The organism is Sphingobium sp. KCTC 72723, assembly GCF_014280435.1.
Taxonomy (GTDB): domain Bacteria; phylum Pseudomonadota; class Alphaproteobacteria; order Sphingomonadales; family Sphingomonadaceae; genus Sphingobium.
This window is the reverse complement of sequence record NZ_CP060388.1, coordinates 3,511,019-3,529,515: the sequence shown is the minus strand read 5'-3', so window position 1 is coordinate 3,529,515 and position 18,497 is coordinate 3,511,019. Positions and strand designations below refer to the sequence as shown.

16 protein-coding genes, 5 pseudogenes and 1 other annotated feature are annotated in these 18,497 nt (G+C 60.6%); of the genes and pseudogenes, 14 read left to right on the top strand and 7 right to left on the bottom strand.

Annotation, left to right across the window (positions count from 1 at the left end; all coding sequences use genetic code 11):
• Window positions 1-42: 42 nt before the first annotated feature.
• On the bottom strand, window positions 43-450 hold the full coding sequence (locus SPBM01_RS17085) for a VOC family protein (protein ID WP_188062740.1): 408 nt from the start codon (window positions 448-450) through the stop codon (window positions 43-45).
• Complete coding sequence (locus tag SPBM01_RS17080; protein ID WP_188062739.1) at window positions 450-1,601, bottom strand: alpha/beta hydrolase; 1,152 nt, start codon at window positions 1,599-1,601, stop codon at window positions 450-452. The genes SPBM01_RS17085 and SPBM01_RS17080 overlap by 1 nt, the downstream gene beginning before the upstream one ends.
• Before the next feature lie 182 nt (window positions 1,602-1,783).
• Here SPBM01_RS17080 and SPBM01_RS17075 point away from each other — a divergent pair, with 182 nt between their 5' ends.
• The 4 genes from SPBM01_RS17075 (at window position 1,784) to SPBM01_RS22245 (ending at window position 4,449) form a co-directional block, all read left to right on the top strand.
• A complete protein-coding gene (locus SPBM01_RS17075; RefSeq protein WP_188062738.1) occupies window positions 1,784-2,743 on the top strand; it encodes a fumarylacetoacetate hydrolase family protein in 960 nt (319 codons plus the stop codon).
• Window positions 2,740-3,255, top strand: a complete 516-nt coding sequence (locus tag SPBM01_RS17070) for a cupin domain-containing protein (RefSeq protein WP_188062737.1) — start codon at window positions 2,740-2,742, stop codon at window positions 3,253-3,255. The genes SPBM01_RS17075 and SPBM01_RS17070 overlap by 4 nt, the downstream gene beginning before the upstream one ends.
• Window positions 3,252-4,007, top strand: coding sequence for an SDR family NAD(P)-dependent oxidoreductase (locus tag SPBM01_RS17065; protein WP_188062736.1), 756 nt, complete (start codon window positions 3,252-3,254; stop codon window positions 4,005-4,007). The genes SPBM01_RS17070 and SPBM01_RS17065 overlap by 4 nt, the downstream gene beginning before the upstream one ends.
• A 97-nt stretch (window positions 4,008-4,104) precedes the next feature.
• Entirely contained in the window at window positions 4,105-4,449 is a 345-nt protein-coding gene (locus SPBM01_RS22245; RefSeq protein WP_188062735.1) for an MFS transporter, read from the top strand.
• Between the two features lie 336 nt (window positions 4,450-4,785).
• Here the strand turns inward: SPBM01_RS22245 and SPBM01_RS22240 are convergent.
• A pseudogene (locus tag SPBM01_RS22240) lies at window positions 4,786-5,502 on the bottom strand (GlxA family transcriptional regulator); the annotation flags it as partial.
• A gap of 292 nt (window positions 5,503-5,794) precedes the next feature.
• Between SPBM01_RS22240 and SPBM01_RS17050 the strand changes: the two are divergent.
• From SPBM01_RS17050 to SPBM01_RS17040, 3 genes and pseudogenes are all read left to right on the top strand, one after another.
• Window positions 5,795-6,621, top strand: a pseudogene (locus SPBM01_RS17050) (alpha/beta fold hydrolase).
• Between the two features lie 52 nt (window positions 6,622-6,673).
• Window positions 6,674-7,453 carry an SDR family NAD(P)-dependent oxidoreductase gene (locus tag SPBM01_RS17045; RefSeq protein WP_188062734.1) on the top strand — a complete coding sequence of 260 codons (780 nt, stop codon included), beginning with the start codon at window positions 6,674-6,676 and terminating at the stop codon, window positions 7,451-7,453.
• Window positions 7,454-7,482: 29 nt separating this feature from the next.
• Window positions 7,483-8,286, top strand: a complete 804-nt coding sequence (locus SPBM01_RS17040) for an alpha/beta hydrolase (RefSeq protein ID WP_188062733.1) — start codon at window positions 7,483-7,485, stop codon at window positions 8,284-8,286.
• A 64-nt stretch (window positions 8,287-8,350) separates the two neighbouring features.
• Here the strand turns inward: SPBM01_RS17040 and SPBM01_RS17035 are convergent, their stop codons facing one another.
• Window positions 8,351-9,055 carry a GntR family transcriptional regulator gene (locus tag SPBM01_RS17035; protein WP_188062732.1) on the bottom strand — a complete coding sequence of 235 codons (705 nt, stop codon included), beginning with the start codon at window positions 9,053-9,055 and terminating at the stop codon, window positions 8,351-8,353.
• Window positions 9,056-9,187: 132 nt separating this feature from the next.
• Between SPBM01_RS17035 and SPBM01_RS17030 the strand changes: the two genes are divergently transcribed.
• The 6 genes and pseudogenes from SPBM01_RS17030 to tnpC all read left to right on the top strand — a co-directional run bounded on the left by SPBM01_RS17030 (window position 9,188) and on the right by tnpC (window position 13,530).
• Window positions 9,188-10,288: an aromatic ring-hydroxylating oxygenase subunit alpha gene (locus tag SPBM01_RS17030; protein WP_188062731.1), complete on the top strand. Its 1,101-nt coding sequence runs from the start codon at window positions 9,188-9,190 to the stop codon at window positions 10,286-10,288.
• An 89-nt stretch (window positions 10,289-10,377) separates the two neighbouring features.
• Window positions 10,378-10,433: a sequence feature (sul1 is cis-regulatory element that is thought to sense ions involved in sulfur or methionine metabolism; They are found in Alphaproteobacteria), on the top strand.
• A 74-nt stretch (window positions 10,434-10,507) separates the two neighbouring features.
• Window positions 10,508-10,775, top strand: a pseudogene (locus SPBM01_RS22125) (SulP family inorganic anion transporter); the annotation flags it as partial.
• Between the two features lie 113 nt (window positions 10,776-10,888).
• A pseudogene (locus SPBM01_RS17020) lies at window positions 10,889-11,149 on the top strand (IS21 family transposase); the annotation flags it as partial.
• Window positions 11,136-11,396, top strand: coding sequence for a transposase (locus SPBM01_RS17015; RefSeq protein ID WP_188062730.1), 261 nt, complete (start codon window positions 11,136-11,138; stop codon window positions 11,394-11,396). The pseudogene SPBM01_RS17020 and the gene SPBM01_RS17015, both read left to right, overlap by 14 nt.
• Window positions 11,393-11,740 (top strand): IS66 family insertion sequence element accessory protein TnpB, encoded by a 348-nt coding sequence (gene tnpB / locus SPBM01_RS17010; RefSeq protein ID WP_043149800.1) that lies wholly within the window; start codon window positions 11,393-11,395, stop codon window positions 11,738-11,740. The genes SPBM01_RS17015 and tnpB overlap by 4 nt, the downstream gene beginning before the upstream one ends.
• A 119-nt stretch (window positions 11,741-11,859) precedes the next feature.
• A complete protein-coding gene (gene tnpC / locus SPBM01_RS17005) occupies window positions 11,860-13,530 on the top strand; it encodes an IS66 family transposase (protein ID WP_188062729.1) in 1,671 nt (556 codons plus the stop codon).
• 217 nt (window positions 13,531-13,747) lie between these two features.
• On the opposite strand, the gene SPBM01_RS17000 is transcribed toward tnpC, so the two are convergent.
• Both SPBM01_RS17000 and SPBM01_RS16995 read right to left on the bottom strand, forming a co-directional pair.
• Window positions 13,748-15,127 carry an HlyD family type I secretion periplasmic adaptor subunit gene (locus SPBM01_RS17000; RefSeq protein ID WP_188062728.1) on the bottom strand — a complete coding sequence of 460 codons (1,380 nt, stop codon included), beginning with the start codon at window positions 15,125-15,127 and terminating at the stop codon, window positions 13,748-13,750.
• Complete coding sequence (locus SPBM01_RS16995) at window positions 15,124-16,950, bottom strand: type I secretion system permease/ATPase (protein ID WP_188062727.1); 1,827 nt, start codon at window positions 16,948-16,950, stop codon at window positions 15,124-15,126. The genes SPBM01_RS17000 and SPBM01_RS16995 overlap by 4 nt, the downstream gene beginning before the upstream one ends.
• Window positions 16,951-17,282: 332 nt before the next feature.
• Between SPBM01_RS16995 and SPBM01_RS16990 the strand changes: the two are divergent.
• A pseudogene (locus tag SPBM01_RS16990) lies at window positions 17,283-17,666 on the top strand (transposase); the annotation flags it as partial.
• 380 nt (window positions 17,667-18,046) lie between these two features.
• Here the strand turns inward: SPBM01_RS16990 and SPBM01_RS16985 are convergent.
• Entirely contained in the window at window positions 18,047-18,439 is a 393-nt protein-coding gene (locus SPBM01_RS16985; protein ID WP_188062726.1) for a transposase, read from the bottom strand.
• Window positions 18,440-18,497: the final 58 nt, after the last annotated feature.

The following is an 18,497-nucleotide window of genomic DNA, read 5'->3' as shown; positions in this document are numbered from 1 at the left end:
TATAAGTGGCTGTTTTCTACATGCCCGAACTGGGCGAACTTCCTAAAGATCCGCCTCCTCGACAAATTCGATCAGATTGCCCGCGCAATCGCGCAGGAAGCATCCTTTGCCAAACGCCTCCCGCACGACAAAGGCGATTGCCGCGCCCTTGCCCTTCATCTCGACCAGAAATGCCTCCAGATCATCGACGCGAAAGGCGACATGCTTGTTGCCATGGGTCTGGAGGTCGGACGGCGGATGCCGCCGGTCGTCGGGCAGCGGCGCGGCACCCTCCACCTCGAACAGCTCGAAGCGCAGCACGCCCTTGCGCACCATCGCCGCATGGCATCGTGCCGCCGCGATATAGAAACGCCTCTCGACCTCGAATCCCAGCACCTGGCCATACCAGTCGATCGCCGCGTCCAGGCTGGGAACGCTCACCCCGCCATGATGAAAGGTGAAATCGGCCATCAGCCCATTTCCGCAAAGGTCGCCGCGCACCAGTCGGCGATATAGTCGCGCATCCCGGTGCCATTGTCCGCGCCACAATGCTCGACCTCGAAATCCGCTTTGGTGAACATCCGCAACGTCCGCTTGGTACTGTTGACCGCCTGATCATAACTCAGATGCGCATTAAACGCCGGGATCTGCCGGTCATTTTCGCCATGGGTGATCAGGAACGGCATACGGATCTTTTCCACCTGCCCGTCCAATGTGATCTGGTCGGCATAGGTCAGGAAATCCGCCTGATTGTCGATGCCGAACACCCACATCACATGGTCCCAATAATGAGGCACCGGATTTTCGCCTTCATTGGCGACGCGCTCGCGCTGGCGCTGGCCCCAGACATGGTTCGCGCCCATCACCGCGCACAGCGCATAGCGCGGATCATTGGCGGCGATGCGCGGCGCATGATAGCCGCCGAAGGACAGGCCGAATATGCCGATCCTGTCATGGATCACGTCGGACCGGGTGAGAAGATAGTCGAACGCGGGCGATCCCCACCGTTCCGCGTCGAACACCGCTGTCAGCCCGCGCTTGCGCAACGCCTCGCCGGTGCCGGGCTGATCGACGAACAGGGTGTTGATCCCCCGCTCCAGATTGGCCGCGCCATGACCGGCCATATTGACCTGCTCCTTCATCGAATCCAGGCCATTGACCGACACCAGAGCGGGGCGCGCCGTTCCCGATCCGTCATGAACGAACAGGGCAGGGTAGGCGCTGCCCTCATAGGCTATCTCGACACGATCGACATGCAATCCGCGCAGCGCTGCGCCTTTGGCATAGAGGTCCAGCCCCCGGTCATAGGCTGCCCAGCGTGGCGCATAATCGCGGCTCTGCATCCGTTCTGCGGCCAGGTAATAGCCCGATGCGCGCAGATATTTGGTCCCCGCCGACAGGGCATAGCCCGCCGCCTCGTCCGCCGCCGCATTGGCCGCGACCTGATCGGCGACCGCGATCCAGCTATCGAACATCCGCGCGCTGCCCGCGTCCGCCCCGGCCTTGGCCGCCTCAATGATCGGCCGGTTCGCTTCGTCAATCTCGCCATGATTGCCGCCACATACCAGCGCCAGATTGGTGGCCAGGTTCCAGACATAATTTCCGGGGAATGGCTCGAACATGCAAATCCTCTCAAATGTCGCGCCCTCCGCGCGGCGCGGCTTCATTCATCCCGCCACAGACGGCCTCGCGCGGCGGGGATCAAATTGAAACGCTGGAACTCGACTATCCACGCTTTGACTTTGACCCTGTCTCCGCCCTGTCCCATCGCCGGTCGAACACAAGCCATGGAAGAGGAGAGACGATGCGGCTCGCAACGCGCAGGGATGGCAGCAGGGATGGGCGGCTGATCCTGCTATCGTCCGATGGCAGCCATTTTGCCGACGCCCCGGTCGCCACGCTTCAGGCGGCGATGGAGGCGTGGGCTGATGTTCATCCCGCCCTGTCCGCAATTGCCGACTTCCCGCATCCGCTCGACCCCGCCACGCTCGCCGCGCCCCTGCCGCGTGCCTGGCAATGGCTCGACGGATCCGCATTCGAAAGCCATGGCGCGCTGATGGACAAGGTGCTGGGCGTCGTGCCGGAAAAGACCGGCCGCCCGCTGATGTATCAGGGGGTGTCTGACCATTTCTATGGCCCGCTGGACGATGTTCCCATGCCTGACGAGGCGCTGGGCATAGATTTCGAGGGCGAGTTCGGCGTCATCGTAGACGCGGTGCCAATGGGCGTCACGCCGGACCAGGCAATGGCGTATATCCGCCTGATCGTCCAGATCAACGACTGGTCGCTACGCGCACTTGCCGGGCCGGAAATGAAAAGCGGCTTTGGTTGGGTGCAGGCCAAGCCGCCCTGCACCATGGCTCCGTTCGCGGTAACCCCCGACGAACTGGGCGACCAGTGGCGCGACGGGCGCGTTTGCATGGACCTGCTGGTCGACTGGAACGGCACCCGCTTCGGCGCCGCCAATGGCGAACCGATGGGTTTTGGCTTTCATGATCTGGTTGCCCACGCCGCGCGCACCCGCCCGCTGGTCGCTGGAACCGTGATCGGGTCCGGTACGGTATCGAACCCCGATTTCCGGCGGGTCGGCTCCTCCTGCATTGCCGAGCGGCGCGGGATCGAGATTGTGGACGAAGGCGCGGCCCGCACGCCCTTCATGCGCTTTGGCGACCGTGTCCGCATGGAAGGACGGCTGCCGGACGGTCGCGCGCTCTTCGGTATCATCGACCAGCAGGTCGTCGCTTATGCAGGAGCATCATCATGACCGAACTAAGCGATTCAGGCCTGCCCCCGGTCCAGCGCGTCGTCACCGGCCATGATGTCGATGGCCGCGCCATCTTCAAATCGGAAGATATAACGCCGACCCGGATGATCCCGTCGGGCGATGCGTCCTTCCTGCTGCTCTGGACGACGCCGACCGTCCCTGCGGACAATAATGACGAAACCGACGGCCGGCTGCGCGACGCTGGCCTGACTCTCAACCGGGGATCGGTGATCCGCATCGTGGACATGCTGCCCGGCAAGCAATCGCCGATGCACCGCACCAACAGCATCGACTATGGCATCGTCATGTCGGGCGAAATCGAACTGGAACTGGACGATGGTCAGGTGACGACGGTGCGCGAAGGCGGCATCATCGTCCAGCGCGGCACCAACCATCTATGGCGCAATGTCACCGACACGCCGTGCCGCATCGCGTTCATCCTGATCGAGGCACCCGCCTATCTGCATGATGGCCAGCCGTTGCCGGAGGATAAGCCGGAGGATAAGCATTGAACCTGTTCGACCTGACCGGCCAGGTCGCGCTGGTCACCGGATCGACGCGCGGCATTGGGCTGGCCATCGCGCGTGCGCTCCAGTCGCACGGCGCGCAGGTGGTGATCTCCAGCGAGGATGCCGCCGATTGCGCCCGCGTCGCCAATGACCATGGCACAATGGGGATTGCGGCGGACGTTGCCGACGACGCGCAACTTGCCGCCTTGGTCGATGGCACGATCACCCAATTCGGGCATCTTGACATCCTCGTCTGCAACGCAGGCATCACCGGGCGGGCAGGGCCATTCGCCGCGATCGACATGGCCGACTATGCCCGTGTGATGGCGATCAACCTGCGCAGTCAGGTGCTGCTATGCAATCTCGCCTTGCCGCATATGGCGCAACGGGGCGGGGGGGCGGCCATTCTGGTTTCCAGCCTGTCGGGGCTGCGCGGCAATGGCATGATCAACGCCTATGCACTGGCCAAGGCCGCCGTGGCGCAACTCGCACGCAATATGGCAGTCGAATGGGGACCGCGCAATATCCGGGTCAATGCCCTGTCGCCGGGCCTCATCCGCACCGAACTGTCCGCGCCCCTGCTCGCCAATGAAGCCTTCATGGCGCGGCGGATGCAGATGACGCCGCTGCGCCGCCCCGGTGAGATGGAGGAGGTTGCCGGTGCCGCCATCTTCCTGGCCGCGCGCGCCGGGGGATTTGTCACCGGCCATAATCTGGTCGTGGATGGTGGAACACGCATCACCGATGGCAGCTGAGCGCCGGGCTGGAAATCATCCGGCTGGCTGTTCACCTGGCGAAAACCATATCGGTGCCGGATTGCCAACCGCCTGTCGCGGTCCTTAACGTGACGGGATGATCCCAGATACTCCTCACGCCGTCAGCCGGGAATTTGCGCTTGGCTGGCCGTCCGTCCTCATCGCGGCGCTGGCGATCAGCGTGGGCATGACTGGCATCGGCTTCTATTCCCTCGGCCTCTTCGTAAAGCCCTTGCAGGCCGAATTTGGCTGGAGCCGGGCCGCGGTTTCGGGCGCAGCAACCTTTCAGCAATTCGGCATTTTCCTGTCCGCGCCGATCATCGGCAGGCTGGCCGACCGGATCGGCGCGCGAACCATCGCCATTGCCAGCTATATCGCCACGCCACTGGCGCTGATTGCTCTGGCGCAGGCCGGGCCGTCCATTCCGGCATGGTATGGATAGTGGCTTCTGGTATCGCTGGCCGGATGTGGCACGACGCCTGTATCGACATGCCGCTTGTAGACCAGTTTCTGGAATGTAGTTTTCTGGAACGTGAATCGCTGGCACCTGCCAAAATGCCGCTTTCACCCTGACATGCTTGGCATAATTCGGGGGACTGTCGACGATCCTATCATAGCGGGTCGCCGACGTGCGGGGTTCCGGGGCTTTTTCAAACTGCGGCCGATCAAGCCGCGACGGGAAGCGGCGACCTGCTGGAGAAGCGGTTGCGATATTCGCCGGGAGACCCAACAGGCGATGGAATACCCGGCGGAAGGCCGTTGCATCTTCATACCCGACGGCCCAGGCTACCTGATCAATGCATCTCTTCGTGAATTCCAGCAGTTCGCGCGCCTTCCCAACCCGTAGATTCTGGACATATTCGATCGGTTTCAGCCCGGTTGCCGCCTTGAACCGACGCAGGAAAGTGCGCTCCTCCAGTCCTGCCGTCCTTGCCATGTCGACTACCGTTACCGGCCGTTCGGCCCGGCCCTGTATCCAGTGCTGGACTTTCAATATCGCTTCGTCGCCATGAGTCAGGCGCGGCGCGAAGCTGCTGTAATGGCGTTGTTCCCGGCCCGAAGCGTCGATCAGCAGGAATTTGCCCGTCTCGATCATGATCGTGGGACCAAGCAGGCGATCTACGATGCGCATACCAAGGTCGGTCCATGCCATCAGCCCGCCAGCGGTGATGATGTCGCCATCCTCGATCACCATCTTGGCGATGTCGAGCCGAACATCGGGGAAGCGGTCGCGAAACTGGTCCGCGAACAGCCAGTGGGTTGTTGCCGGTCGCCCAGCCAGCAGGCCGGTTGCCGCCAGAAGAAAGGCACCGCCGCAGGTCGATGCCAGCACGACACCCCGTGCATGGCGATCCAGCATCCAGCGGGCATAGGGGGCCGCTTCCTGCGCGTCAGGCGGGCCGGTCAGGCGGCCGGGACTGATCAGGATTCCAGGCACGGTCGTTTCCTGCGGATGCGTGTCGAAAGCGCGGCTGAAACAGCCTTCGCCATCCATCGCCCAATGGCTGACGCGCAGAGCCTGTCCGCCCCGGTCCATCGAAAATTGCGAGGCGATGGCGAAGAGATCTGTGATCCCATGCACCATTGCCATCTGGCAACCGCTGTAGAGGATCAGCCCTATTTCGGCACTCACACCAGCAGCCGCCTGCGCCGCATTCGTCATGCTGAACTCCCCTTTGTCGGATTTGGCCTGCTTATTGTCGGAACCGCCGATCCCGCTATTCCCTGAACGATAATATTCCTTCGATCACAGGGCGCAACTGCCCGTCGAACGAAAGGATCACACCATGACAATCATGACCAGCAACGACGGCACCGGCATCTTCTACAAGGACTGGGGATCGAAGGACGCGCAACCGATCGTCTTTTCCCACGGCTGGCCGTTGAGTGCCGACGCATGGGACGCGCAGATGCTGTTCTTTGCCGATCAGGGCTTTCGCACCATTGCCCATGACCGTCGCAGCCATGGCCGGTCGGATCAGGTGTGGGACAATAATCATATGGACCAATATGCCGACGACCTGGCCGATCTGATCGACACACTCGACCTGCATGACGTCATTCTGGTGGGTCATTCGACCGGCGGCGGGGAAGTCACGCGCTATATCGGTCTTCACGGCACGGCGCGTGTCGCCAAGGTAGCGCTGATCGGCGCGGTGCCGCCGCTGATGCTCAGGACCGAAGCCAATCCCGGCGGCCTGCCCATCGCCATATTCGACGCTATCCGCAAAGCACATATGATAATCGCAGCCAATTCTTCCGCGACCTGACCATCCCCTTTTACGGCTATAATCGCGAAGGGGCCGTCGTTTCCGAAGGCATTCGCGCGGATTTCTGGCGGCAGGGCATGATGGGCGGTCTGAAAGGGCAGATCGACAGCATCCGCGCCTTTTCCGAGAGCGATTTCCATGACGACCTTGCGCGGTTCGACGTGCCGACATTGGTTCTGCACGGCGATGACGACCAGATCGTTCCGATCGGTGCATCCGCGCATGAAACGGTCAGGATCGTGAAGCAGGCGGTGCTGAAAATCTACGAAGGCGCCGATCATGGCCTGACCCAGACCCATCAGGACCGTTTCAACGCCGATCTGCTCGACTTCATTCGCAACTGACGCGCCAGCGTTCTGGCCCACCCGTTATTTTTTATGAACAGGAGCATGTGACATGACCAAAGGCACTTTCCTCATCACTGGCGCGTCCGACGGCATCGGCGCTGTCTATGCCGACCGTCTGGCCCGGCGCGGCCATGATCTGATCCTTGTCGCGCGCCGTGCCGACAAATTGGCGGCGCTGGCGCAAAAGTTGACCGTTGAAACGGGCGTTTGCGTTGAGACGATGAGCGCCGACCTGTCTGCGCCGGACGGTCTTGCCGCAGTGGAGGCGCGGTTGCGCGGTGACGCGACGATTACCGGGCTGGTCAACAATGCCGGCATCGCGGGCGAAACGACGCTGGTCGATGCGGACTCGGCCTATCTGACGGGGATGATCAGCCTCAATATCCTGGCGGTAACGCGCCTGACTGCTGCCATCGCGCCGCGCCTGACGGCGCTGGGCGCTGGCACGATCATCAACATGACGTCGGTGACCGCGTTGATGCCCGATGGCTTCACCACCGTCTATCCCGCCAGCAAAGCCTTTGTCCTTGCCTTTACCGAAGCGTTGCAGGGAGAATTGGGGGCAAAGGGCGTGCGGGTGCAGGCCGTGCTGCCCGGCATCACACGCACCGCCATCTGGGACGATGCGCAACTTGCCCATATTCCGGCCGACATGGTGATGGAGGTGGATGATATGGTCGATGCTGCCATGGCGGGCCTTGATCTGGGTGAGACGATCACCATTCCCGCGCTGCCCGATATTGCCGATCTCGACGCCTATCTGGCGGCGCGCGCGGCCCTGCGCCCCAACCTGTCCCGCAATCATGCTGCTGCGCGCTACACCGCCTGACGCAGCGCATCCAACCAGGGAGACATGTCATGACCCGATCGAAAACCATTCTGCTCGTCCACGGCGCCTGGCTCAATGCCAGCAGTTGGGACGCCGTGAAGGCCCGGTACGAGGCGCGCGGATATACGGTCATCGCGCCCGACTGGCCGCTTGATGATCGCGACCCCGCCGCCCTGCGCGCAAGCCCGCATCGGGGCCTGCGCAAGATTGGCCAGCGGGAGATCGTCGCCCATTATGAGGCGATCATTCGCGCCCTGCCGGAGGAACCGATATTGATTGGTCATTCGGTTGGCGCTGTTTTCGTCCAGCATCTGATGGACCGGGGACTTGGCGTGGCGGGCGTGGTCATCCATCCGGCACCGACGCCCGGCATAGCGCTCTATCCCCATGCCATTGTGTCTGCCCTTCCCGTTTTCCTCGACCCGTTCAGCCGGAACAGAGTGAAGCACATGTCGCGCCGCTTTTTCGCGCGGCGATTTGCCCAGACTGTTGCGGCGGACGAAGCCGACGCCCTGTATGACCGTTTCATCGTGCCTACGCCGGGACGAGTCTATTGGGATGGCGTCATCAAGCCGATGACGATCGACTGGAGCAATCCGGCCAGGGCGCCGATGCTGCTGATCGGCGGCGGGAAGGATCTGATTGCGGATGCCGCGATGACCCGCGCCATTTTTACCCGGCAGAAGCGAGCGCCTGCATTGACCGAATATCAGGAATTTCCGGGTCGTTCGCACTGGACATTGCTTGACAGCGGATGGGAGGATGTTGCCGATCTGGCGATCGACTGGGCCGAGCGTCACCAGCGGGAAAGTGAAGCGTTTAGAGGGAGTTGATGGCGCGAAAGGCGATCGCAATCGCGACAGCGAGATGGACATAGATGGCGCAATTGCGCAGCGTTCAGGACGGCGTCATTTCCGTGCCCAGCCGTTCGAATATGCGACTGCTTCCGGTGGCGGCATGGGCATGGGCGCGCATCAAACCTTCGGCGTCCTTGGCGCGTCGGTCGCGAATGGCATCAACGACGGCATGATGTTCGCGATGGGCGCCGATCAGATGATCATATTCCGCGATCAGATCATCCCAGTCCAGCGCCAGCGCCGCAGCCGACGCGAAGGGCAGGTGATTGTTGCGCGACAGGGCGATGCCGATCGCCGGATTGCCACATGCCTGCGTCAACAAATCGTGGAACCGTAGATTATAGGTATAAAATCGCTCCAGATCGCCTTCGGCCAGATGCCCCTTGGCAAACAGCGCGTCGCCCTCCGTCAGGCACAGCGCCAACGCCTTGTCCGTTGCCCGGTCCAGCCCGCGCAGCGCCAGCCTGTGCGCCGCTAGCCCTTCCAGAGCGCCGCGCACTTCGATTGCCCCTTCGACCTGCACGGCGGTTATACCGCGCGCCGCATAGCCGCGCGCGCCCAGCTTCACGACCAGCCCTTCCTGCTCCAGCGCGCGCAGCGCCGTGCGCACCGGCATCCGCGAAACGCCCAGCCTTTCGGCGGTCGCGATTTCGCCGATTCTCTCGCCATCGCGCAGTTCGCCCGACGCGATCATGCCGCGCAGCGCGACGATCACTTTTTGGCCGGGCTTGATGCGTTTCTCCATATTCGTTCCCTAACGCGCCGCATCGTCCTGACAAGCATCCTGCGATCGCGATCCGCTTGACAGTCTGCCCAAATATCCATTATTGGATCCAATAAGCGCAGCAACCATAGGCTGCGATTGCAGGAGATTGTCATGGGCGCCGCGCATCATTCCGTTTCCGAACCGCAAGCCGCACCGGCCATCTGGCCGAAAAATGCCTGGTATGTGGCCTGCACGCCCGATGAAATTGACGGCAAGCCGCTGGGACGGATGATCTGTGGCGAACGCATCGCCTTCTTCCGTAATCAGGATGGCGAAGCCTCTGCCGTGGAGGATTTTTGCCCGCATCGCGGCGCGCCACTGTCGCTGGGTTTCGTGCGCGACGGCAATCTGGTCTGCGGCTATCATGGCCTTGCGATGGGGTGCAAGGGGCAGGCGGTCGACATGCCCGGCCAGCGGGTCAAGGGCTTTCCGCCGATCCGCCATTTCGCCGTCATAGAACGCTATGGCTTCATCTGGATATGGCCTGGGCGGGCTGACGAAGCCGATCCCGCGAAACTGCACCATCTCCATTGGGCGGAGGATGCAGGCTGGGCCTATGGCGGCGGCATGTTCCACATCCAATGCGATTATCGCCTGATGATCGACAATTTGATGGACCTGACGCACGAAACCTATGTCCATTCCTCCAGCATCGGACAGAAAGAAATCGACGAAGCGCCGGTCAAGACGCGCGTGGAGGGAAACGAAGTCCATACCAGCCGCACCATGGAGGGGATCAAGGCACCGCCCTTCTGGCAGATGGCGCTGCGCGGCGCGGGATTGCCGGGCGACGCCGATGTCGATCGCTGGCAGATATGTCGTTTCTCGCTGCCCAGCCATGTCATGATCGAAGTCGGCGTCGCTCTGGCCGGGACGGGCGGTTATGATGCGGAGATCGCCAACAAGGCATCGAGCATCGTCGTCGATTTCATCACGCCCGAAACCGAAACCTCGCACTGGTATTTCTGGGGCATGGCGCGGCAATTCGCGATCGATGACGCCAGGCTGACCGACACGGTCCGTGAGGGGCAGAACACAATATTTAGCGAGGATCTCGAGATGCTCGAACGGCAGCAGCAGAATCTGTCGCTCTATCCCGACCGCCGCCTGCTCAAGCTCAATATCGACGCAGGCGGCGTGCGTTCGCGGATGATGATCGACCACGCCATTGCTCAGGAAAGTAGTGACCATCTCTCTTGTGAGGAGGCGTAGGTTGCCTGAATCGCCCCTACAGTGCCGTTGCGTAACGGCCCGGCTACTCTTGCCGTTCGCGCGCGGCCACGATATGGAACCGCCATCCGCATGGGCCCGGTGCAATTCCGGGTGGCTATTCCGGCCGCCGATCCGCTGGACAACGCATGTCGCGGGGCGTTTCGCCCATCTGGACGACCCGTCTCTGCGGCTGACGTTGGTATATTCACAAACAGCAACATTTTTTCGCGCTACCGCGCTGAATGGTTCGATGGCGCGGGCAATGCCCGGCGCGACATATTGGCCGGAATGGTCGGCACCTTCGCGCTTATACCCGAAGTCATTGCCTTCTCCTTTGTCGCGGTGATAAATCCGCAGGTTGGCCTGTTTGCTTCCTTCATCATCGGCATCGTCATTGCCTTTTTCGGGGAGGCGTCCCGCGATGATTTCCGGCGCGGCGGGATCGGTGGCGCTGTTCGTCGCCGCGCTGGTCCAAAGCCATGGCCTGCACTGTTGAGTTGCACTGAGAAGTGACCCGGGAGGGTTATAAGTTTTCACTGAGAATTGACCCATGTTTTCCTAGCCCCTGGCTGACAGTCAGGAGGCATCGGAGTGATCGACATGGACTTACTCAGTGTGATCCGCCGCTGGCATTTTCGGCAAGGCATCCCCATTCGCGAGATCAGGCGGCGGACTGGATTATCGCGCAACACGATCCGCAAATATCTGCGCGATGACGCGGTGGAGCCGACGTTCAAGGTTCCCAAACGGCCGAGCAAGCTTGATCAGTTTGCAGAAAAATTGACGACGTGGCTGCGGGTGGAATCCGGCAAGTCGCGCAAGCAGAAGCGGACAGCCAAGCAGCTATATGCTGATCTGGTTAGCCCGGCAGTATGATGTGTCGACGGCGTTGGTTTACACTTGGCGCCGCAAAGCTGAAATGCAGGCCGCTGCGTCGCCGGCGGAGGTCGGCTTCGTCGAAGCTGTCGTGCTTGACGAGGCAGGCGGCAACCAGTTGTCATCTGCGCCAGCTGTTGTGGTGGATTTGCCTGGCGGGCGACGCGTGAACATCTTCGCCTCGGCGCCGCCGGATGTGGCCGCTGCTGTTCTGAAGGCGCTGATCCGATGATCCCGGTCCCGAGCGGCGGTAAGGTCTGGCTCGCGCTAGGGCATACAGACATGCGCCGGGGAATGAGGTCGCTGGCCTTGCAGGTTCAGCAGTCGCTGAACAAGGACGTCCATGCTGGTGACCTTTATGTCTTCCGGGGCCGGAGCGGGTCGCTTTGCAAAATTCTGTGGCATGACGGCCTCGGGATGTCCTTATACGCAAAACGTCTGGAAAAAGGACGTTTTGTGTGGCCCGCCGCAAAGGACGGAACGGTCGCGATCTCGGCTTCAGCGATGGCCTGCCTGCTCGAGGGCATAGACTGGCGTAACCCCCAGGAGACCTGGCGCCCGACGCAGGTCGGCTGATCCCCAGCGTCAATCAAGGTGAGAGAAATCCCGCCTGTCCAGGCACCTTGGCGGGAAAAATATGCGGGAAAACTGGCTTAAATCCTGGGGTTTTCGGCAAGTTCGTGCTATAAAAGAGCATGGCCGCAAGCGACCCATCCGACGAGCTCGTCCAGCTTCGCGCTGAGGTTGCCGTCGTTCGGGAGCGGGCCGAGCAGGCCCAGGTAAAGCTGTTCGTAGCCGAGGCCGAGGTCGCGAAAGTTTGGGCGATCAACGCTGATCTGCTGGCCCGCAACGCCCACCTCGAACTGATGAACGAGACGATGCGCCGCGACAAATACGGCGCGAGTTCCGAGCGCAGCCGGCGTCTGCTGGGTCAGCTCGAACTCACCTTCGAGGAACTCGAGGCCAATGCCAGCGAGGCCGAACTGCTTGGCCAAATTGCAGCCGACAAGACCAGCACGGTTGCAGCGTTCACCCGCAAGCGTTCCACCCGCCGCGACTTCCCGGCCGACGTGCCGCGCGAGAAGGTCGTTATCCCGGCGCCAGAACTCTGCCCGTGCTGCGGCTCGGACGATCTGAGCCATCTGCCCCCGGCGATCACCGAAACGCTCGAGAGAGTTCCCGCTCGCCACAAGGTGATCCAGACGGTCCGGGAAAAGGTCTCGTGCCGTAAGTGCGAGAAGATCAGCCAGCCACCGGCACCCTTCCACGTGACGCCGCGCGGGATGTTCGGGCCGCACTTCCTGGCAAACCTGGCCTTCCAGAAGTACGGTCTGCACCAGCCCCTCAATAGCCAGCGTGATCGACTCGAGGCCGAAGGCATCCCCTTGAGCCTCTCGACGCTCGCGGATCAGATCGGCGCGATCTGCGTGGCGGTGAAACCCCTGTTCCTGCTGCTGGAGGCTCATGGGCTCGCCGCTGACCGCCTGCATGCCGACGACACCACCGTTCCACTTCTGGCCAAACTGAAAACCAGCGTGGCGCGGATATGGGACTATGTGCGCGACGATCGCCCGTTCGGCGGCCCGGCGCCGCCAGTGGCGCTGTGCTACTACTCCAGCGATCGCAGGGGCGAGCATCCGCGCGCCCACCTGGCCGGCTATACCGGTATTCTCCAGGTCGACAGATATGCCGGCTTCAATGCCCTGTTCGCGGAAGGCTGGGCGGATAAGCCCATGACGCGCGCAAATTGCTGGGTTCATGCACGCCGGGAATTCTTCAAGCTCGTCGACATCCGGCAGCAGCTCAAGCGCAACAAGAAAAAGGGCACCGCGCCGCTCATCTCGCCGCTGGCGACCGAGGCGCTCGAGATCATCGATCGGCTCTTTGCCATCGAGCGCGACATCAACGGCAAGCCTTCCGCCGAGCGCCTGGCCGTTCGCCAGGAGCTGTCCGCTCCGATCGTTGCCGAACTGGAGGCCTGGATGCGCGAGACGCGCAGCAAGCTCTCTCGTCACGATGCCGTGGCCAAGGCCATCGCCTACCTTCAGAACGACTGGGCGGGCTTCACCACATTCCTCGCCGATGGCCGGATATGCCTCTCGAACAACGCCGCGGAACGCCAGCTGCGCAGCGTTGCCCGGGGAAGAAAAGCCTGGTTGTTTGTGGGCTCAGACCGCGGCGGCCAGCGCGCCGCGATGATGTTCAGCCTGTTCGGCACGGCTCGGCTCAACGACGTTGATCCGCTCGCCTGGTTCACCGACGTCCTCGCCCGGATCGCCGACATCCCACAGAACCGCCTTCACGAACTCCTCCCTTGGCATTGGAAAGCTGCTCAGCAGCAGGCCGCCGAAGAAATCGCCGCCTAAACCCCCGCACCGCGACAACTCGCGGCGGCTATCGGATGCGTACGAAGCTTATCACTGACCTTCCCATTACGTCGCTGGAGGCATCCGTCAACCAAATCACCCGCAGAATCGCACGCGACTGTAATCAAACCGCTTCTTTATGAGTCAGCCTCTAAGACCGGTGAATAAGACGGGCTAGCTGACCATCACCCCTCGCGATTGCAAAGGCTGCCAGGTGCTATTGTTCGTGGAACGACCGCGAAAAAGCCTCAGTCAGAGGGGAAAGCAGATATTGCAGTGCCGTACGCTTGCGCAATTTGACAACTACGGAGACCGGGACACCGGGTCGGATTCCAAGATCAGGGCCACGCACAGTCTTAAGAATCGCCAATTGGCTCGTTGGAACGACAACTTCGGCTGCGAAATAACTTTTCCCGCTCTGTTCATCACGTAGACTGTCTGCCGAGACATTTTTGATCGTGCCGAGGAGTATCGGCAAGTCGCGTTCATGCATCGATAGAAACTTCACTTCTGCGCTTTCGCCTTCGCGAACGCCGTCTATGTCGCCTGGCGCGAAATTGGCCTTGACGATCAGAGGCGCGGCATCGGGAACGATGTCGAGAATGGGAACACCGGCATTGACGACACCGCCGACGGAAAAATACCGCAAGCCCACCACCCGTCCCGCCATAGGCGCGCGAATGATCGTGCGTTCAAGTTGCTGTTTTGCAGAAATCCACTTCGGCATGGTCTCGTTGATTTGGAATTGCGTGTTACCCAGTGTCTGAGCACTGTCCTCGACATATTTTCTAGTCGTACTGACGGCCTCCTGCTGGGTTTGACCCACTTGCGAACGTCCCGCAGCGGCGCGCGACGCATAGTCCGCCGATTGACCCTGCAGAGCTTGAATCTGACGCTCGATCGCACGCACGGAGTTGACGGACGCATAGCCTTCCTGCTCGAGCCTTTTTGTGCTTTCCAGCTGTGCTTGTAAAGAAGCAAGCTGGCTCGCGCTGGCGCGCGCCTGAGCGGAAAATCCTCCCGTGGTCTGCGCATAGCCCGTGGCCTGTTGCCGAAGTACGGATCGACTTGCCAGAAGCGCCTGTGAGCGGGCTTTAAGCAGATCGCTCTGAAGCGCCATGGCGCGTTTCGCGAGGTCCTTGTCGTCGCCTGTGTAAGAAGCAAACTCCTTAGGCGATGCAATGGGTAAACCCCGCACCTCTGCTTCCAGTCGCGCGCGTTGCGCCAGTAAGTCGATCATGCTCCCGGCAAGGGCGCGTTCGGCTGCTTCGACCTCGGCGCCCTGCAGCCGGATAAGCACTTGCCCGGCTCCAACATGCTGACCTTCGCGAACGGAAAGCCCCTGTATTATGCCACCCTCACGATGCTGAAGGGTCTGGCGATTGCCGCTCACCGATATCTGGCCTTCGCCATAGGCAGCTGCGTCAAGCCTGGCGAAGGCAGCCCAACCCAGCAGGATGACGAAGAAGAAAACCGCTACGCTTATACCGATCTTGAGCGAATGATCGGGCGAATCATCAAGTTGGGCCTGCTCTGCGAAACCCGTGTCAACGACGGGGCCAATATCCTGCGTTTTGAAGAGTTTCAAATTCATCATGCGTCACCCGAATTTTCAGCAGGAGACGCTGACTGCGGCGCGATCGAAGCGGTCTGTGCTTTGCTTCCGGGCGGCGGTGGCTTCGCGCCACTCTTTTGCGCTTTGCTCGGGGCTGCGCGATTGCCCACAGCTGCGGTTGGACGCACAAACTCGTCGCGCGTTCCAAATGCCTGCAGAATGCCATTATTGATGAGCATGATTTTATCGACACATTGCAGCAGTCCCGTGCGGTGTGTGGACACCACGACTGTAGCGCCTCGCTTCTTAAGATCGGTGAGCAGTTCGAGCATTTTGTTCTCGCCGTTCATGTCCAGATGCGCGTTCGGTTCATCAAGAAATAAAATTTTGGGATCATCAAATAGTGCCCGGGACAAGGCGACCATCTGCCGTTGTCCAGCAGACAGTCCGCTGCCTTCGCCGATATTCAGCATGGTATCATAGCTTTTGGGAAAGCGCAGGATAAGCTCATGTGCACCAGCCTTCGTGGCTGCTGCGACCACACGTTCGTCGAGGCGCTCCTGCGTGCCTGACTCATAGGCGCGAAATCGCGATATGTTTGCATGTACGGTAGCCGGGAACAATGTGGGAGTCTGCGGCATGAAACCGACATGCCGAGCAAGCGCTTCGCGGTCCCAATCTTCCAGACGCGCTCCGTCGATGCGCACCTCTCCTTCATCGGGTGCCAGTGCACCGGCCAGTACGCGCAGCAGGGTAGATTTCCCGGCTCCGCTCGGACCTAGAAGCGCGATTATTTCACCGGGCGTGATGGTGAAACTGATATCGGACAAAATGAGCTGGTCGGATCCGGGCGCCCGGACTGTAACGCCTTCCAGCTCCACCATTCCTTCGGGAGCTGGCAGACTGGTGTACTGGCGCGCCAATTGGGGTTGCCGGCAAAATCCGTCTAAATTGCGATAGGCGGTACGAGCGTCCATGACGTTTTTGAACGCATTGAGAATCTGCTCGACAGGTTGCAATGCCCTCCCCAGAATAAATGACGCTGCGAATATTGCCCCCGCTGAAATGCTCTGGTTGATGGCGAGCCATGCACCTAAGGCCAATGCCATCGACTGCAGCAACAGGCGCAGAAACTTGGTAATTGCCAGAAAGTTTCCAGACATCGCCGCGACCGATGTCTGACTGTTGGTAATCTCGATCCGCTCGGTAAGATGTTTGTTGACTATGGCTTTTCGCATTCCAAGCGTGCGTACCACTTCGGCGGACTGGATCGAGAATTCCTGATATCGACTGGCCAGTCCTGTTTTCTGCACTGCCAGCGCCAGCCCCTGCTTGGTGGCGTAATTGCTCGCAATCGCGACGCCCGCTAGCAAGACGCAGCTGAGCAAAGCGAGAAGGCCAATCAAGGGATGAAGCAGATAGGATATGATGATGTAAATGGGTGCCCAGGGTGCATCGAACAAAGCGACGATAGCCGGGCCAGTGAGTGTTGCGCGCAATGTGTCGAAATCCCGCATGGCCTGAGACCGTTGAGCAGGCGACGTATCCCCTGCAGCGAGAATTCGGTCCAGGATCGCAGGCGCTGCGCGTTTTTCCAGGCGTATGCTGGCGCGAAGCAAAAGCCGCAGGCGCACTGCATCGAGAATGGCAAAAACGACAAGGGACACCGTCAGGACGACTGTAAGCAAGAGAAGCGTCGCGCCGCCGCGTGTCGGAACTACGCGATCATATACCTGAAGCATGAAGATTGAGGGAACGATGTAGAGCAGATTGATGAGGCCGCTGAATATGGCGGCATAAACAAAATGGGTTTTGCATGCGCGCAACGCTGTCAACAAGGGGTTGTCGAGCTCGACATGGCGCATCGTGAGATTACCGTTCCTGACACATGGGGATAACAAAGCAGCAAATGCTTTTTAGCCGGTGTTCCTTCAATAGCGAAGCCTTATGCGACCAATGCTTAACGGAATAACAATTTTAGATCATTATAAAAGAATGACCAATGCTAGCCCATCGCCGCGCGCGACCGCAATGGAGATCAGCGTTCGACCTGTCCTCCTGACCGACGGGAATGGGATCACTGCTAGCGACTAGCACATTGTGCCCGCCGCTATTTAGAGGCTGACCGAAAAAGAAGTTGGGTGATATCAGCGAGATGTGATTCAGTCGGAGTTGCGAAACGACGACGGAGTGACACATGTGGACCGACACCACCCGGCGGCAGTATGCCAGAGCCGAACTGCTTTTGCCAAGTGATCTGACTGACGCGGAATGGGCGATTTTGGAACCGCTGCTCCCACCGCGTTCGAAGCTCGGTCGTCCGCCAGTTTGGGATTACCGGCAGATTGTCGAGGCGATCCTTTATCTGCTTCGGGGCGGCCTGCCGTGGCGGATGCTGCCGCCAGGGCTATTTCCGCCCATGACCACGGTACAGCATTATTTCTACCGATGGAGCGCAATGGGTGTGTGGAAATCGATCAACCACGCCCTGCTGCTAATGGCACGTGAAGCGATGGGTCGGGAAGCTTCTCCCAGCGCGGGTGTCATCGATAGCCAAAGTGTGAAAACGACAGAAAGGGGACTGTCAGGATTTCCGTGTGTGACCGGGCATAATGGGCAACAAGGAGTCCCACTATGTCACGACGTAAAGAACCCGTTATTCCCCATGCGCTTCTCGACCAGCTTTTGGCCGGAGGCGCTGCCAGTGCCGCATTTGAACAAGGTGGCTTGTGGATCGGCCCTTTAATTGCGGGTAGCTGTCAACCTCAGTAGTGCTGGACCGTCAGGGTCATGGTCCTTTTCGAGGTCAGAGCCTCATGATGGTTTTCGGGGCGAGGGCCTCTATGTGTGCAACGATGTTGGCCAAGGCCACAACAGCCGATCCAGCGAGGTCACCATCACCACCGTCCTGACGACGGCACCACTGGCGTTTTGACTACACGCCGGTGATTTTTGGGCGGGTTAAGCAGGCATCATTGCACTCCCCTTATCCCATTCAAATTCGGTACCGTCAGTCCAGATGCAATGCAAAATGATGGCCAGCTTGCGTGCCACTGCGACGTGCGCCTTTTTCGATCCGACGCGACGGGCAAGCTGCTCGCCCCAATCCTTGAGCTGCGATCGCCGCTTCGTCCTGTAAAGTAGGACCGTAGCCGCCTCATAGAGATAGCTGCGGAGCGCCCGGTCTCCCCACTTCGACACTTTCCCTTGTATGTCGATGTTTCCCGACTGAAATCGTCTGGGCGTCATGCCCAGATAGGCACCCACTGTTTGGGCAGATTTAAATCGAGATGGATCGTCAATCGCGTGCCGGTAAGCCAGGGCTGTCACCGTTCCGATGCCTGGAACCGTCATGAAACGTCTCACTGTCTCGTCGCTACGCGCGAGCTCTCGGAGCTTCCGATCAAGCTTT

Coding starts and splice junctions, on each gene's coding strand:
- SPBM01_RS17085 (WP_188062740.1), bottom strand. CDS start 450: ATGGCCGATTTCACCTTTCATCATGGCGGGGTGAGCGTTCCCAGCCTG.
- SPBM01_RS17080 (WP_188062739.1), bottom strand. CDS start 1,601: ATGTTCGAGCCATTCCCCGGAAATTATGTCTGGAACCTGGCCACCAAT.
- SPBM01_RS17075 (WP_188062738.1), top strand. CDS start 1,784: ATGCGGCTCGCAACGCGCAGGGATGGCAGCAGGGATGGGCGGCTGATC.
- SPBM01_RS17070 (WP_188062737.1), top strand. CDS start 2,740: ATGACCGAACTAAGCGATTCAGGCCTGCCCCCGGTCCAGCGCGTCGTC.
- SPBM01_RS22245 (WP_188062735.1), top strand. CDS start 4,105: ATGATCCCAGATACTCCTCACGCCGTCAGCCGGGAATTTGCGCTTGGC.
- SPBM01_RS17045 (WP_188062734.1), top strand. CDS start 6,674: ATGACCAAAGGCACTTTCCTCATCACTGGCGCGTCCGACGGCATCGGC.
- SPBM01_RS17040 (WP_188062733.1), top strand. CDS start 7,483: ATGACCCGATCGAAAACCATTCTGCTCGTCCACGGCGCCTGGCTCAAT.
- SPBM01_RS17035 (WP_188062732.1), bottom strand. CDS start 9,055: ATGGAGAAACGCATCAAGCCCGGCCAAAAAGTGATCGTCGCGCTGCGC.
- SPBM01_RS17030 (WP_188062731.1), top strand. CDS start 9,188: ATGGGCGCCGCGCATCATTCCGTTTCCGAACCGCAAGCCGCACCGGCC.
- SPBM01_RS17015 (WP_188062730.1), top strand. CDS start 11,136: ATGCTGATCTGGTTAGCCCGGCAGTATGATGTGTCGACGGCGTTGGTT.
- tnpB (WP_043149800.1), top strand. CDS start 11,393: ATGATCCCGGTCCCGAGCGGCGGTAAGGTCTGGCTCGCGCTAGGGCAT.
- tnpC (WP_188062729.1), top strand. CDS start 11,860: ATGGCCGCAAGCGACCCATCCGACGAGCTCGTCCAGCTTCGCGCTGAG.
- SPBM01_RS17000 (WP_188062728.1), bottom strand. CDS start 15,127: ATGATGAATTTGAAACTCTTCAAAACGCAGGATATTGGCCCCGTCGTT.
- SPBM01_RS16995 (WP_188062727.1), bottom strand. CDS start 16,950: ATGCGCCATGTCGAGCTCGACAACCCCTTGTTGACAGCGTTGCGCGCA.
- SPBM01_RS16985 (WP_188062726.1), bottom strand. CDS start 18,439: ATGACGGTTCCAGGCATCGGAACGGTGACAGCCCTGGCTTACCGGCAC.